Here is a 14,850-nt window from a genome sequence, read left to right as displayed (position 1 = left end):
AGGCTCAAAAAGCCTTATATGACCGGACGTGCGGCGGCTTATACGGACGAAGGTCGCGAAAGTCAATTATCGCCGGGAGAATCCGCTCTGCTCGCCTCTTGGGTGTGAAAATTAGCAGATGCTGTTAATGATTGCGCCATCCGGCCGACATCGTGCTCGCTATCATTTTATTCCGTTTCCGCAGCCCAAACGTGCGCCTATCCAGCCTCTGTGCGTTTTTCGCGCAAAAAATAGCGTCGGCAACCATCGTTCATGGATGATTTTTTATAGTAGCCGGCGAAAGTATCGGAAATTCAACATTAATTGTTTTAGCGCAATTTGATCTAACGGCCGGGCATCCAGTTTTCGGCCTCTAGTCTTATTGGGGGGATCCTTTGAAAATCCGAGGCAAGATCAACATACTCGTATGCGCCATGTCCTGTGTCGCGCTGGTTATCGGCGCCACTGCTCTTTGGGCCGTGCAGCGCTACAACAATAATCTCTCCGCCTATGAGGATGCCGCCAGCCGCGCCTATTCCGGCGAGCGCCTGAACCGCTACGTGACCGCGACCGTGATGGAAGCGCGCGGCATCTATGGCGCCCCCTCGACAAAGGACGCCGCAAGCTTCGCCAAGGGTCTGCTCGCCGCACTCGACCAGATCGACGCCACCATCACATCCTGGACGCCGCTGGTTCCCGACAACCAGATGGATGCGTTCAACAAGCTCAAGGCCCGCTCGGCCGAATTCCGCACCTTCCGCGCCGAAACCGCGCGCCTCGGCACCGAGGTCAGCCCGCAGGCCGCCAACGAGCAGGGCAACAACGACGCCAACCGCGCCAACCGCAAGGCCTTCCAGGCAGAGATCGACGCGATCGTCGCTACCGACAAGGCCACGCTCGACGCCGTCAACCAGGAAGTCGAGAGCTTCCGCACCTCGGTCCTCTGGCTGGTTCTCGGCATCACCGGTTTCGGCATCGCGGCCGGCATCGGAATGGGCCTTTATGTCGGCACCATCCATCTCTCGCGTCCGATCAAGAAAGTTACCGAGGCGATCAAGAATGTCGCCGACGGCAACTTCGACACCGATGTTCCTTTCCCCGGCCGCAATGACGAGATCGGCGAAATGGCCGCCGCCGTCGCGGTGTTCAAGGAGAATGGCCTCGCCGTCCGCCGCATGAACGCCCAGGAAGCCGCCATGCGCGCCAAGAGCGACGACCTGCAGTCGAGCATGTCCGTCGTCGTGGCTGCCGCTGCCGCAGGCGATTTCTCGCGCCGGATCGACAAGGACTACCAGGACGACAACCTCAACCAGTTCGCCAGCAACATCAATCAGCTGCTATCAGGCGTCGATGGTGGCGTCGGCGAAACCCGCCGTGTTATCGCGAGCCTGTCTGAAGGCGATCTGACGCAGACCATGCGCGGCAATTTCCAGGGCGCCTTCGCCGAGCTGCAGAAGAACGTCAACAGCACCTTCGCCACGCTGCAATCGACCATGCGCGAAGTGCGCGAGACCGCCGAGGGATTTCACGGCAACACCAACGAGCTGCGCGCCGCAAGCGACGACCTCTCCAAGCGCACCGAACAGCAGGCGGCAGCGCTTGAGGAAACCTCCGCCGCGCTGGACGAGATCACCGCCGTCGTCAACAACTCCACCGATCGCGCCCAGGAAGCCAGCGTCATGGTCTCCGAGGCCAAGGACGATGCCGGCAAGTCGGGCGTCGTCGTTCGCAACGCCGTCGATGCCATGGGCCGCATCGAGCAGGCCTCGCGCGAAATCAGCCAGATCATCAACGTCATCGACGAAATCGCCTTCCAGACCAACCTGCTGGCGCTCAATGCCGGTGTCGAGGCCGCGCGTGCCGGCGAAGCGGGCAAGGGCTTTGCCGTCGTCGCCCAGGAAGTTCGCGAACTCGCGCAGCGCTCGGCAACAGCCGCCAAGGACATCAAGGGCCTGATCACCAAGTCCGGCAGCGAAGTCCAGATCGGCGTCAAGCTGGTGCAGGAGACCGGCGAGGCGCTCTCGCAGATCGAGCGTCGCGTCAACGCCATCAACGACCACATCCACTCGATCGCCACGGCCGCCAAGGAGCAGTCGACCGGTCTCAAGGAGGTCAATACCGCCGTCAACCAGATGGACCAGGTGACGCAGCAGAACGCTGCCATGGTCGAGGAAACCTCGGCGGCCACCCACAAGCTCTCGTCGGAAGCAGACAGCCTCGTACGCCTGATCTCGCGCTTCAAGGTGTCGAACGCGCAGCACGCGGCGCCCGTGGCCGTCGCCCGCTACGAGGAGCACCGCCCGGTTGCCTCGCCCGCCCGCCGCGCCATGGGGAACGTTGCCCGCGCCTTCAACGGCAACGCCGCGGTCGACCAGAGCTGGGAAGAATTCTGATTTCCTGGTGTGCAAACTGAACAAGAGCGCCGCCTTCGGGCGGCGTTCGCGTTTCGGCATTATGTCGCACCGCTCGCAAAGATTTGAAAGCGACGCGGTTTCGTCTAATATAGAGATTGAATCCGTGGCGCATGGCGCCGATTGGACGAGAAGCGATGCCCGCCCCTGATCAAGGCCAAACTGTTCCCGAAGCACTCACGACGGCGACCGACGCCGCGCGGTCCTCATGCCGGCCCGCGGGGATGTTCGGCGGCATCTCCGGCAAGCTCCTGTGGCTGACGGTCGTCTGCATCATGCTCGCCGAAGTGCTGATCTTCTTTCCCTCGGTGGCCTCCATGCGCCTTCGCTGGCTGGACGAGCGGCTGAACGCGGCCGCCGCCGCCGCCATCGCCATCGATGGCCTGCAGCCGGTGGAACTGCCGCGCGATCTGCAGCGGCAGACCCTGGAAGCGACGGGCACCAAGGCGATCGTGCTGCGCAAGGACGGCACCTCGCGCCTGCTCGCCACCTGGGACATGCCGGCATCCGTCGATGAGCAATATGATCTTACCAGCGTGCCTGCCGTCACCGCCATGCGCGATGCGCTTGACACGCTGATCTTCGGCGGCGACCGGATGATCCGCGTCTACGGGCCGGTGCAGGACACCAATATCGGTGTCGAGGTGCTGATGAAGGACAAGCATCTGCGCAATGCGATGCTGCTCTATTCCCGCAACGTCTTCCTGCTGTCGATCCTGATATCGCTCTTTACCGCCACGCTCGTCTTCTTCGCGATCAACCGCATTCTGATCCGGCCGATCCGCAGGCTGACGGGCAGCATGCAGCAGTTTTCCGCCGATCCCGAAAATCCGCAGCATGTTTTCGTCGGCGATGGCGGGCGCGACGAACTGGGCATCGCCGGCCGCCACCTCACCGCCATGCAGCTGCAGCTCCAAAAGACGCTAAAACAGCAGAGCAACCTCGCGGCCCTCGGCCTCGCCGTCTCCAAGATCAATCACGACATGCGCAACATCCTCGCCTCCGCGCAGCTGATGTCCGACCGCCTAGTCGATGTCGACGATCCCATGGTGAAGCGCTTCGCCCCGAAGCTGCTGCGAACCATCGATCGCGCCGTCGGCTACACCACCGAAGTTCTCTCTTACGGCCAAGCCAGCGAATCGGCCCCCCGCCGCCGCCTTGTCAGGGTGATGACGCTTGTCGAGGATGTCAGGGACATGCTGGCGATCGATCCGCAGAGCGATGTGGAGTTCGTCGAGCAGATCAACGCCGATCTCGAAGTGGATGCCGACAACGAACAGCTGTTCCGCGTCATCCACAATCTCTGCCGCAACGCCCTGCAGGCGCTGACGTCAAACAACGCAGGCGCAAGCCCGCGGCGCATCACCGTGTCGGCCCACCGCATCGGCAGCGTCGTCAGCATCACAGTCGACGACACCGGCCCAGGCATGCCGCAGAAAGCCCGCCAGAACCTCTTCACCGCCTTCCGTGGCTCCGCCCGCTCCGGCGGCACGGGGCTTGGTCTCGCCATCGCCCGCGAACTGGTGCTCGCCCACGGCGGCACCATCGCGCTTGTGGAAAAACCCTCGATCGGCACCCAGTTCCGCATCGAAATCCCCGATCGCCCTGTGTCGCTGGACGATTATCGCGGCCGCAGCCTCTTGGAAAAGTGATGCAATCCCGCGATCCCGGCAGCTCGCGAAGAAAGACGTCACTTTTTTTACAAACCCTATTGCATTCATCCAGATGACCCTTTAGAGAACCGCTCACGCCAGCGGGACACACCGCTGCAGACGCACCCGTAGCTCAGCTGGATAGAGCACCAGACTACGAATCTGGGGGTCAGGAGTTCGAATCTCTTCGGGTGCGCCACTTCTCTTTTCTCACGAAAATTTAGCGAGACGACCTCAAGCAAGGCCGAATTCTGCTCGTCTAAATTTTTAAAGCCGATCTCCGCGATTCCCATCCTCTGCGAGTCGTGAGACACTTCCCCGGTACGAAATCCATACGATCACCAGAGCGTCGCACAGGCCGGCATTTCCTCACGGAAGCAGGGCAGGTGTGTCCGCGCATTCGTTGCGAGGTCAGGCCGATGGACTCAAATTTCTATGCGCAGCTAGCCACTGACGTTTTGATGAACCGCTCTCGTCATGTGGGAGCATCTCTGCGAGATCGATTCGAGCGGGACCGGTGTGCGTCGGATGCGGCCTGCTATGCGCTTGCGGCCGCCGGTCTGATCGATTTCGAGGAACTCACCGCCCGCATGTTTGAGCAGGAGCGCGTGTTGCTCGATCGGCACGGGTTCCAACCTTGATGGCCCGCCGCAAGAAGAAGCGGGAAGCCCCTTTCACCCTGGAGATCGCCATGCTGCATTTGTCGGGCCTCGATTGGATCGAGACCTTCGAATATGTCTCGCGACGGCACGGGATCGGCATGACCAGCAGCGATATCAAGGTCTTTGCCGTGGCCGCCGAATATAGCTACGAGCTCGAGCTTATAGAGGCGGTGCGCAAAGGGTGGATCTATGTGTGAGGGGCGTACCGAGCGCGCCTGATTGATCGCCCTACCGCCGCCGACCAACCGACGAAATCAAATACCCCACGGCAAACGTCATCGCCGCCACCGCGATCCCCGTGCTGATGACGCCGGCGGGCGTGATCCTGGCGCTGCCCTGCAGCGTGATGTGCTTTCCGACGCGAAGGTCGAAGATCGATTTCATCTCCTCCGGGTGAGTGGGGATATCGTGTGCGTGTTCGTCTTGAAGAGCTGACACTGTCTGATCCTCCATCTTGATGTTGGCGCCTGCGCGATGCGGGCGTGGCGCTAGCTTGGCACAATGTTGCCAGACGATTGTCTCGGCAAGATGCCTTTGGGGCAGGACATGCCGTGGCCGTGGGCCGGAGAGATTGAATGCTGAGCAATATGGTTCGTGGAATGGTGTTTCTGGCGTCGGTGACGGCCCTGGCCGGTTGCGTCGATCATGCCAACGGCCCGATGCTGACGCCCGTCAACACGCTCGACCCGCCGCTCAATCCGCCCGGCATCGCCCACAACATCTGCGTCGCCGACGGCAACGTCATGTATAACGAGGCGCGCAAGCAATACGAGGCGCGGGCGCAGATGTCGCGCTATGCGATCGACCCCGCCAACGAGGAAGCACAGGCGAGGGCGGCCGCACGCCGTCAGTATGTCACCTGCATTTCCAGCCAGGGCTACCGCGCCGTCTACGACCAGTAGGGGCGGCCCGATATCACGCAGTGAGCAGAAGCGAGGTCACGCCTAAAGCGTGACCGGGATCACGCCGTAGGCGTAATCGGGATCACGCGCAATCGCCTGTGATCACGACTGTTGGAGCGCGCGTGCAAGCGCGGAACTTTGCAAGCTGAGACGGCATTTTCTTCATGTGAATCCTGAAGGAGGGTTTATCATGAAAATCTCCCGTTACATCCCGTCCGTCCTGTCGCTTGGCGTTATCGCGGCGCTCTCGGCCGCGGTGCCTGTTCAGGCAGCACCTGCCGACCAGTCCATGCCGCAGGCTCAAGTAATCCAGGTGGCGCAGACGCAGCCGGGCTATTGGCACGGCTACCATGGCTCGCGCGCCGAGCGGCCCGGCACCCGCCTCCACGACGGCTACTGGTATCCGGATGCCGCCTTCGGAGTCGACCGCCAGACCACCGGCTCGATCACCGAGAGCCCGATGCAGCCCCAGCCTCCAATGCAGCAAATGCACAGGCAGACCTATTGCCAGGGCACCTTCGGCGGCACCAATGGCGACGGCTCCATGCCATGCGGCAACGAGTGGTGAGTCAGTCTCGAAGGCGACGGCACAGGCCGCCGCCTTCGGCCCCATGTGGCTGGAATTGCTCATATCTTGGCAGGTTTGATGAAATGATGTGCATGAATCGACTGCGAATGACGATCTAAGGGGTCGTGTTATGCGCTTGGCGCATTGCTGCGTTGCGGTATTCTCCCTATTCCTGATCGAAACGATGGGCTATCTATCCCCTCGAAGGCAGCGCACTCCTCCTCCCAGCGCTCCTTCATCGGACTGACAACACTCCTCCTCCCAGTTGTCAGTCAGGATCAAGAGCCCGGTGCACCTCCTCCCGCACCGGGCTCTTTTCCATTCTGGGCCTCCCCATCTTCTTTGCACCCTTCATCGGCATTTTTTCTTGTGCGGCTGCATCGTCATGTCCAACGCAATGTGATGTCGCTGCGGTCGGCAGATCTCGAAAATTCAGATGGAAGTCGCCCCTGTTCTGATATATCACAATGCGGCCGGTGGTGTGCTCCGCCGCGCGAATGGGCGGTGAGGGATGAACGAGAAGAAACAGACGGTCGCGGTTGTCGGCGCAGGTGTCATCGGTGCGGCGATCGCGCTTGAATTGCAGCGTCGCGGGTTGCAGGTCACGCTGATCGATAAGGGCGAGCCCGGGCGCGGCACCTCTTATGGCAACATGGCCAGCATCGCACTCGATTTCGCCGCCGGCTCCGGCCCCAATACCTGGCGCAAGATCCCTCGCTGGCTGCTCGATCCCGAAGGCCCCGTCTGGCTGCGCCCCTCCTATGCGTTGAAGATGGCGCCATGGTTCCTGCGCTTCATCGCCGCCGGCAGGCCCTCGCGGCTGCGGCAGATCGAGGATGCGGGCATGAGCCTGTCGAACCCGGCGCTCGCCGATTTCCGCGCCATGCTGGACACGATCGCGGCACCCGAGCTGATGACCGACGAAGGCTGCCTGGCGATCTACGAGACCGAGGCGGAATTTACAGGCGATCGCGGCCATATCGATTTCATGCGTCGCTATGGCTTCGATTTCGACGTGCTCGCAGGTGCTGCCATCCGCGATCTGGAGCCTTCGCTCTCGCCGTCGATCGCCAAGGCGGTTCTGCTGCCCGACAACAAGACCATCCGCGATCCCTATCGCCTGGTGGTCAAGCTGGCGGACGCCGCCCGCGAACGCGGCGCCACCTTCCTCTCCGGCGCGGTTCGCACGGTTGAAAAGAATGCCGACGGCACCTCCGTCGTGCTGCTCGAAAGCGGTGAGCGTATCGCGGCTGATTTCGTCGTGCTGGCGGCCGGCGTCCACACGCGCTTCCTGGCGGAAAAGCTCGGCGAGCCGATCCCGCTCGAGACAGAGCGCGGTTATCACACGCAGATCATGCAGCCCGGCGTCTCCATGCGCTATTCGGTGATCTGGCCGCACCGCGCCTTCATGATCACGCCGACGGCTGGCGGTATCCGCGTCGGCGGCAATGTCGAGCTGGCGGGGCTCGATGCCGCGCCCGATTTCCGCCGCGCCCGCGTCCTCGTTCGCCATGCCCAGCGCGCCGTCCCGGGCCTTCAGGTCAAGGATGCGACAGAGTGGATGGGCCACCGTCCGGCGCTGCCCGATACGATCCCGATCATCTCGCCGTCGTCGAAAATGCAGGGCGTCTGGTACGCGACCGGTCACGGCCATCTCGGCCTCACCTATTCGGCAACCACCGCGCAGCTGATCGCGGATATGGTGACGGGGGCAAAACCCGCCGTCGACATGACACCGTTCCGTATTAACCGCTATTGAGACATAACAGAGTGCCGGCGGCGACGGGGTCGCCCTGCCGGCTAGGACGATGGGAGACACCGATGAGATGGAAGCGCACGATCCAGCTTCTGGATGTCCACGCCGAAGGTGAGATTGGAAAGGTCGCGATCGGCGGCGTTCCAAAGATCCCGGGCAACACCGTTGCCGAGCAGCTGCATTGGCTCAACACCGATCCCAAGGGCCAGGAGCTTCGCCGCTTCCTCTGCCTTGAGCCGCGCGGCGCGCCGATCGGTTCCGTCAACCTGCTGCTGCCGCCCAAGCACCCGGATGCCGACGCCGCCTTCATCATCCTGCAGCCCGATCAGGCGCATGCCAGCTCCGGCTCGAACTCGATCTGCGTCACCACGGCGCTGCTCGAATCGGGCATCGTCGAGATGCACGAGCCGGAAACCGTGGTCACGCTGGAAACGGCCGCCGGCCTCGTCAAGGCGACAGCCACCTGCCGCGATGGCCGCTGCGACAAGGTCAAACTGACAATGGTGCCGTCCTTCGTGCACGAGCTCGACGTCTCGCTGGAGACCGAGCAGTGGGGCACCATCAAGCTCGATCTTTGCTACGGCGGCATCTTCTATGCGCTTGTCGATGTCGGCCAGATCGGTCTGACGATCGCCAAGTCCAATGCCGCCGCGCTCGTCAGCGCCGGCATGGTGATCAAGGAAAAGATCAACCGCGATATCGAGGTGGTCCATCCGGAAATCCCGGAAATATCGGGCGTTGCCTATGTCATGTTCCGTGATCGCGAAGCCGATGGTACGGTGCGCACCTGCACCACCATGTGGCCCGGTCGGGCCGATCGCTCGCCATGCGGCACCGGCAACTCCGCCAACCTCGCGACGCTGCATGCGCGCGGCAAGGCGAAGGTCGGCGATGTCTTCAAGTCGCGCTCGATCATCGATTCCGAATTCGAGGTCGAGCTTCTGGCCGAGACCACCGTCGCCGGTCGCCCCGCCGTCATCCCGACGATCACCGGGCGCGGCTTCACCTTCGGCCTGTCGCAGGTGGCGCTCGATCCCTTCGATCCACACCCCGGCGGCTTCGCGCTGACGGACGTCTGGGGGCCGCAGGCCGGCGAGATCTGATTGCCGGCTGATCCGTCAGTAGGGAAACGGGTCGACCTGGGCCTTGCTCTTGTCGCCCGGCTTGCCCGGATGGATCACGCCCTTGCGCAGGATGATGTTGCCGTAAAGGCGCGGCTCGCTGGTCTGGATCAGCGCATGCGCCGCCTTCACCCTGTTGTAGAAATCCGGCCCTACCAGAGGCGCGACCTGCCGGTGCGGCTCGTAATGCGCGCAGCAATCGATCATCTCCTCGTGCACGGGGTCGAGCTTGTCGCGCTCGCCCTTCACGGTGGCGCGGAAGATCGCCTCCGGCACGAACTCGTCGATCGGCAATACGCTCAAGACGGCATCGAGCACCGGGATAATGCCATGCCCATCGAGCCGGATCAGCCGCCGTGCGTCCTCGAGGCCCGGATAGTTGCCGTCGACGATGGCGATCTCGTCGCCATGGCCCATGGCGCGCAGCGTCGAGAGCAGTTCGGGGCTCAGGATCGGGTTAAGTCCCTTCAGCATTCTCCACCTCCTTGAAGAGCACGTTCTGGTCCGTGAGATAGCGGGCGAAGATCGGCAGGCTGGCGCCGCCGATGGCGCGCGCATGCGCCCCCACCGCGCCCTCGATGATATCGGGCATGACGACGCCTTGCAGGTCGAGCCTGTCCGCTTCGTAGATCGTCGCCTGCACGATCCGCTCACGGACCCAGGCCGGAAAGCCGCCATCGATGACGGCGGCGCTGAAATCGATGATCGAGGCGGCCGCGACGATGCCCTGCGCCAGGGCCTTGGCCGTATCCTGGATCCACAGTTCGAGCGGCTCGCCGAAGTCGATCCAGTCGTCGGCCGAATACCAGAGCGGCTCCGGATCGATGCCGCGCTCGCGCAGCATGTTCTCGAGCACGAAGATCGAGGCGACCTCCAGTAACTGCAACGTCTCGCCGTTCTTGCCGCGCACAGGTAGGGGACCGATCGCGCCTGCGGTCCCCGTGCGGCCGGAAAAGATCGCCGAGTTCAGAACGATGCCGCCGCCGATGAAGGAGCCGATGAAGAAATAGACGAAATCGGGATGTTGCGGACCGATGCCGAAGACGAGTTCCGCGCCACAGGCGCTGGTCGCGTCGTTCTGCAGATAGACGGGGTAGGGGAGGCTCGCCGCCACCTCGGCGTGCAGGTCGTAGTCGCGCCAGACGTCCATCGCGCCTTTGGGCGAGCCTACTTCCTCTTCCCAGTTCCACAATTCGAACGGTGCCGCGATGCCCACACCGGCGATCCGGCTGCGCTCGTCCTCGCTCAGCCGGCTTTCCAGCTCCTGAATACCTGACACGATGAAGTCGAGAAACAGGTCGGGCAGGGGGTAGGCGTAGGTGACATGCAGCTGCATGCGGATCTTGCCGACGAAATCCATCAGCACCAGATCGGCGCTGCGTCGTCCCATCTTCACGCCGAAGGAATAGACGGCATCGGGATTGAGCCGCATCGGAACCGATGGTTGCCCCACGCGTCCGCGGATCGGCTCGCCGCGCGAAAGCAGCCCTTCTTTTTCCAGAACACGCATGATCACCGACACCGTTTGCGCCGAAAGGCCCGTGCGGCGTGCAATATCCGCCTTCGACTGCGCGCCATGCAGGCGCACCAGCGAAAGCACCAATCTTTCATTGTAAGCGCGAACCCGAACCTGGTTCGCGCCGCCTGCCGGACTGACGCCAGGCAGCTGGGCCGGCAAGTGAACCGGACCTCTCATCGACGACATTGGCCATTCCTCCCTTGATCGGCCTATGCGTTATTTTCGCCGAGCATGCCACAAGGAATTAATAATTCAATTGGATTTATTTATTGACAAGCCAAATTCTTTCGCCCTTAATTAGCGTCGTAAACAGCACGAAACGGCTTGGAGGAAGCCATCGGCGGTATTCGAAGGCGGTGTTCGTGCTTTAAAATTCCGGCCAGCCATGGGGCGGTCCGGCTACACTCTGGGAGGAGTAAATGAAGAAATCAGTGCTTTCCGCAGCGCTCGCCGCGCTGGCCCTCGGCGTCGCCTTCTCGGCGCCTGCAAAGGCCGCGGACGTTTCCGCCTGCCTGATCACCAAGACCGACACCAACCCCTTCTTCGTCAAGATGAAGGAAGGCGCGACCGCAAAGGCCAAGGAACTCGGCGTCAACCTGAAGTCCTATGCCGGCAAGATTGACGGTGACAGTGAAAGCCAGGTCGCCGCGATCGAGACCTGCATCGCCGATGGCGCCAAGGGTATCCTGATTGCTGCGTCCGACACCAAGGGCATCGTGCCGAACGTCAAGAAGGCCCGCGACGCCGGCCTGCTCGTCATCGCGCTCGACACCCCTCTTGAGCCGATCGACAGCGCCGACATGACCTTTGCCACCGACAACCTGCTCGCCGGCAAGCTGATCGGCCAGTGGGCCAAGGAAACGCTGGGTGACAAGGCTGCGGACGCCAAGGTTGCCTTCCTCGACCTGACGCCGTCGCAGCCGTCCGTCGACGTGCTCCGTGACCAGGGCTTCATGATGGGCTTCGGCATCGACCCGAAGGACCCGAACAAGATCGGCGACGAGGATGACAAGCGCATCGTCGGCCACGACATCACCAACGGCAACGAAGAAGGCGGCCGTACCGCGATGGAAAACCTTCTCCAGAAGGATCCGACCATCAACGTCGTCCACACCATCAACGAGCCGGCTGCAGCCGGCGCCTATGAAGCGCTGAAGGCTGTCGGCCGCGAGAAGGACGTGCTGATCGTCTCCGTCGACGGTGGTTGCCCAGGCGTCAAGAACGTTGCCGATGGCGTCATCGGCGCCACCTCGCAGCAGTACCCGCTGCAGATGGCAGCGCTTGGCATCGAGGCGATCAAGAAGTTCGCCGACAGCGGCGAAAAGCCGAAGCCGACCGAAGGCAAGAACTTCTTCGACACCGGCGTGACGCTCGTTACCGACAAGCCGGTCTCCGGCGTCAAGTCGATCGACACCAAGGAAGGCCTGGGCAAGTGCTGGGGCTAAGCGATCGGGCCTAAGACCCCTCCCAACCCTCCCCACAAGGGGGAGGGCTAACCCGGCCGGACCCGCTGAGCCTCGATTGGGGCAGGTGGGCGCCGCAAGTCTTCTCCCCCCTTGTGGGGGAGATGGCCGGCAGGCCAGAGGGGGACTTTCCCGATGCATCGACTGTGACCCCAGGCGGCCGCAAGGCAGGCCTGGGGAAAGACCACCACTCACATGCAATCGTCCCGCGCACGCACGGCGGACAGGATTCCGGGAGGAACATCCATGAGTGAGCCAACCGCGGCATCGCCGCATCACGATTACGAAAAAGTCCTCAAGGACAGTTCGACCGACGTCGCCTCGTTCGACACGGACGACAAGAGTTTCCTTCAGAAGTTCCGGCATTTCCTGCATTCGAGCCCATCGGCGGTATCACTGATCGTGCTCGTGCTGTCGCTGGTCATCTTCGGCGCCCTGTTGGGCACCAAGTTCTTCTCCGCCTTCTCGCTGACGCTCATCCTTCAGCAGGTGGCGATCACGGGCATCGTCGGCGCCGCGCAGACGCTGGTCATCATGACGGCAGGCATCGATCTTTCGGTTGGCGCCATCATGGTGCTGTCCTCGGTCGTCATGGGCCAGTTCGTCTTCCGCTATGGCCTTCCGGTCGAGCTCGCGATCCTCTGTGGCTTTGCCGTCGGCGCGCTCTGCGGCTTCATCAATGGCTGGCTCGTCGCCCGCATGAAGCTGCCGCCCTTCATTGTCACGCTCGGCATGTGGCAGATCGTTCTCGCGACGAACTTCCTCTACTCCGCCAACGAGACGATCCGCGCCCAGGAAATCGAAACCACGGCGCCGCTCCTGCAGCTCTTCGGTGATACGTTCCGCATCGGCGGCGCGGTCTTCACCTATGGCGTCATCGCCATGGTGCTGCTCGTGGCCTTCCTCTGGTACGTGCTCAACCACACGCCCTGGGGCCGCCATCTCTATGCAGTGGGTGACGATCCTGAGGCAGCAGAACTATCGGGTGTCAACGTCAAGCGCATGCTGATCTCGGTCTACGTGCTCTCTGGCATCATCTGCGCGCTCGCCGGCTGGGCCCTTATCGGCCGCATCGGCTCGGTATCGCCGACCGCCGGCCAGTTCGCCAACATCGAAAGCATCACCGCGGTGGTAATCGGCGGCATCTCGCTCTTCGGCGGCCGCGGCTCCGTGCTCGGCATGATGTTCGGCGCGCTCATCGTCGGCGTCTTCTCGCTCGGTCTGCGCCTGCTCGGCACGGACGTGCAATGGACCTACCTCTTGATCGGCGTCCTCATCATCGTCGCCGTCGCAATCGACCAGTGGATCAGAAAGGCAGCAGGCTGATGGCTACCGAACCCCTTCTCATGGCGCGTGGTCTCGTCAAGCGCTACGGCCGCGTCACCGCCCTCGATCATGCCGACTTCGATCTCTATCCGGGCGAAATCCTGGCCGTGATCGGCGATAACGGCGCCGGCAAGTCCTCGCTCATCAAGGCGATCTCCGGCGCCATCCGCCCCGATGAAGGCGAGATCCGCCTCGAGGGCCAGCCGATCAACTTCCATTCGCCGATGGAAGCCAGAAAGGCCGGCATCGAAACCGTCTACCAGAACCTTGCCTTGTCGCCGGCGCTCTCGATCGCCGACAACATGTTCCTCGGCCGCGAAATCCGCAAACCGGGCTTCATGGGCAAATTCATGCGCAAGCTCGATCATTCCGCGATGGAAAAGATGGCGCGGCAGAAGCTCACCGAGCTTGGCCTGATGACCATCCAGAACATCAACCAGGCGGTCGAGACCCTCTCCGGCGGCCAGCGCCAGGGCGTGGCGGTTGCCCGTGCGGCTGCCTTCGGCTCCAAGGTTATCATCCTCGACGAGCCGACGGCGGCCCTGGGCGTCAAGGAGAGCCGGCGCGTGCTGGAACTCATCCTCGACGTCCGTTCTCGCGGCATCCCGATCGTGCTCATTTCGCACAACATGCCGCATGTCTTCGAGGTGGCCGACCGCATCCACATCCACCGCCTCGGCCGTCGCTTGACGGTGATCAATCCGAAGGAATACACAATGTCGGATGCCGTCGCCTTCATGACCGGCGCCAAGTCAGTTCCTACGGAGCCTGTTGCCGCATGACGATGACGATCGAGGATATCGCCGGCGAGGTTCTTGCCCGCGCCGGCGACGCGAAGCGCTTTCTGATCGCCATCGCCGGTCCGCCCGGCGCCGGCAAATCCACCATGGCAGACCACATCGCCGACGCCTTGCGCGCCGGCGGCGAAACGGCGGCGGTGCTGCCGATGGACGGCTTCCACATGGACAATGCCATCCTGATCGAGCGCGGCCAGCTTGCCCGCAAGGGCATCCCCGAAACCTTCGACGTGCGCGGCTTCCTCGATATCATCCGCGCCGTTCGCCTGGCCGACCAGGAAGTGCTGGTGCCGGTGTTCGATCGCTCGCGTGAGCTTGCCATCGCCTCGGCGCGTCCCATCGGCCCGGAGCATCGCTTCATCATCGTCGAGGGCAACTACCTGCTTTTCAGCCTCGGCAAGTGGGCGGAGCTGGAAGGCGTGTTCGATTATTCGATCATGCTCGCCCCACCGATCGAGGTTCTGGAAGAGCGGCTGTGGGCGCGCTGGCGCGGCTACAAGCTGAGCGAGGAGGAGTCTGCTCGCAAGGTCTACGAGAACGACCTTCCGAACGGCCGCCTCATTCTCGGCAACCGCCGCCGCGCCGACGTCACGCTCGAGATCGCCTGATCGCATTTGCCCGGTAGCGATGGGCAAACCATTTGCCATCCCCCATGCTTGGATGTAATTCCCAAGGCTGAGCCCTAAAGCGCAGC

At 62.7% G+C, this 14,850-nt stretch carries 15 protein-coding genes and 1 tRNA gene; 13 read left to right on the top strand and 3 right to left on the bottom strand.

Translation table 11 applies throughout. The annotated features are described in order from the left end of the window. Positions 1-374 precede the first annotated feature (374 nt). From ACIQUB_RS14175 to ACIQUB_RS14155, 5 genes are all read left to right on the top strand, one after another. On the top strand, positions 375-2,372 hold the full coding sequence (locus tag ACIQUB_RS14175; protein WP_402930359.1) for a methyl-accepting chemotaxis protein: 1,998 nt from the start codon (positions 375-377) through the stop codon (positions 2,370-2,372). Between the two features lie 155 nt (positions 2,373-2,527). Then, complete coding sequence (locus ACIQUB_RS14170; RefSeq protein ID WP_113239787.1) at positions 2,528-4,042, top strand: HAMP domain-containing sensor histidine kinase; 1,515 nt, start codon at positions 2,528-2,530, stop codon at positions 4,040-4,042. Positions 4,043-4,164: 122 nt separating this feature from the next. Next, a tRNA-Arg gene (locus tag ACIQUB_RS14165) sits at positions 4,165-4,241 on the top strand. 220 nt (positions 4,242-4,461) lie between these two features. Then, complete coding sequence (locus ACIQUB_RS14160; RefSeq protein WP_113239786.1) at positions 4,462-4,683, top strand: hypothetical protein; 222 nt, start codon at positions 4,462-4,464, stop codon at positions 4,681-4,683. A gap of 50 nt (positions 4,684-4,733) precedes the next feature. Next, positions 4,734-4,901 carry a hypothetical protein gene (locus ACIQUB_RS14155; RefSeq protein ID WP_018898251.1) on the top strand — a complete coding sequence of 56 codons (168 nt, stop codon included), beginning with the start codon at positions 4,734-4,736 and terminating at the stop codon, positions 4,899-4,901. Between the two features lie 31 nt (positions 4,902-4,932). Here ACIQUB_RS14155 and ACIQUB_RS14150 read toward each other — a convergent pair whose 3' ends face one another. Continuing rightward, the gene (locus ACIQUB_RS14150) at positions 4,933-5,142 is read right to left on the bottom strand and encodes a hypothetical protein (RefSeq protein ID WP_162737628.1); all 210 of its coding nucleotides are present in this window, start codon (positions 5,140-5,142) and stop codon (positions 4,933-4,935) included. A 137-nt stretch (positions 5,143-5,279) separates the two neighbouring features. Here ACIQUB_RS14150 and ACIQUB_RS14145 point away from each other — a divergent pair, with 137 nt between their 5' ends. The 4 genes from ACIQUB_RS14145 (at position 5,280) to ACIQUB_RS14130 (ending at position 9,033) form a co-directional block, all read left to right on the top strand. Beyond that, a complete protein-coding gene (locus ACIQUB_RS14145; protein WP_113239784.1) occupies positions 5,280-5,606 on the top strand; it encodes a hypothetical protein in 327 nt (108 codons plus the stop codon). A 190-nt stretch (positions 5,607-5,796) separates the two neighbouring features. After that, positions 5,797-6,174: a surface protein gene (locus ACIQUB_RS14140; RefSeq protein WP_113239783.1), complete on the top strand. Its 378-nt coding sequence runs from the start codon at positions 5,797-5,799 to the stop codon at positions 6,172-6,174. Between the two features lie 511 nt (positions 6,175-6,685). Continuing rightward, on the top strand, positions 6,686-7,933 hold the full coding sequence (locus ACIQUB_RS14135) for an FAD-dependent oxidoreductase (protein ID WP_113239782.1): 1,248 nt from the start codon (positions 6,686-6,688) through the stop codon (positions 7,931-7,933). Between the two features lie 62 nt (positions 7,934-7,995). Continuing rightward, positions 7,996-9,033 (top strand): 4-hydroxyproline epimerase, encoded by a 1,038-nt coding sequence (locus ACIQUB_RS14130; RefSeq protein WP_402930355.1) that lies wholly within the window; start codon positions 7,996-7,998, stop codon positions 9,031-9,033. Positions 9,034-9,048: 15 nt separating this feature from the next. On the opposite strand, the gene ACIQUB_RS14125 is transcribed toward ACIQUB_RS14130, so the two are convergent. After that, positions 9,049-9,525 carry an RbsD/FucU domain-containing protein gene (locus tag ACIQUB_RS14125; RefSeq protein WP_113239780.1) on the bottom strand — a complete coding sequence of 159 codons (477 nt, stop codon included), beginning with the start codon at positions 9,523-9,525 and terminating at the stop codon, positions 9,049-9,051. Beyond that, complete coding sequence (locus ACIQUB_RS14120) at positions 9,509-10,756, bottom strand: ROK family protein (protein ID WP_113239779.1); 1,248 nt, start codon at positions 10,754-10,756, stop codon at positions 9,509-9,511. Before ACIQUB_RS14120 ends, ACIQUB_RS14125 begins: the two co-directional genes overlap by 17 nt. Positions 10,757-10,989: 233 nt before the next feature. On the opposite strand from ACIQUB_RS14120, the gene ACIQUB_RS14115 reads away from it, so the two are divergent. The 4 genes from ACIQUB_RS14115 to ACIQUB_RS14100 all read left to right on the top strand — a co-directional run bounded on the left by ACIQUB_RS14115 (position 10,990) and on the right by ACIQUB_RS14100 (position 14,764). Continuing rightward, entirely contained in the window at positions 10,990-12,015 is a 1,026-nt protein-coding gene (locus ACIQUB_RS14115) for a sugar ABC transporter substrate-binding protein (RefSeq protein WP_018898260.1), read from the top strand. Between the two features lie 264 nt (positions 12,016-12,279). Further along, complete coding sequence (locus ACIQUB_RS14110) at positions 12,280-13,359, top strand: ABC transporter permease (protein WP_018898261.1); 1,080 nt, start codon at positions 12,280-12,282, stop codon at positions 13,357-13,359. Next, positions 13,359-14,141 (top strand): ATP-binding cassette domain-containing protein, encoded by a 783-nt coding sequence (locus tag ACIQUB_RS14105; protein ID WP_018898262.1) that lies wholly within the window; start codon positions 13,359-13,361, stop codon positions 14,139-14,141. The genes ACIQUB_RS14110 and ACIQUB_RS14105 overlap by 1 nt, the downstream gene beginning before the upstream one ends. Continuing rightward, positions 14,138-14,764, top strand: coding sequence for a nucleoside triphosphate hydrolase (locus tag ACIQUB_RS14100; RefSeq protein ID WP_111561617.1), 627 nt, complete (start codon positions 14,138-14,140; stop codon positions 14,762-14,764). The genes ACIQUB_RS14105 and ACIQUB_RS14100 overlap by 4 nt, the downstream gene beginning before the upstream one ends. Positions 14,765-14,850: the final 86 nt, after the last annotated feature.

Source organism: Rhizobium sp. NPDC090275, assembly GCF_044772225.1.
Classification (GTDB): domain Bacteria; phylum Pseudomonadota; class Alphaproteobacteria; order Rhizobiales; family Rhizobiaceae; genus Rhizobium.
Note: the sequence above shows the minus strand (reverse complement) of the source record. Positions and strands in the feature narration are given on the sequence as shown.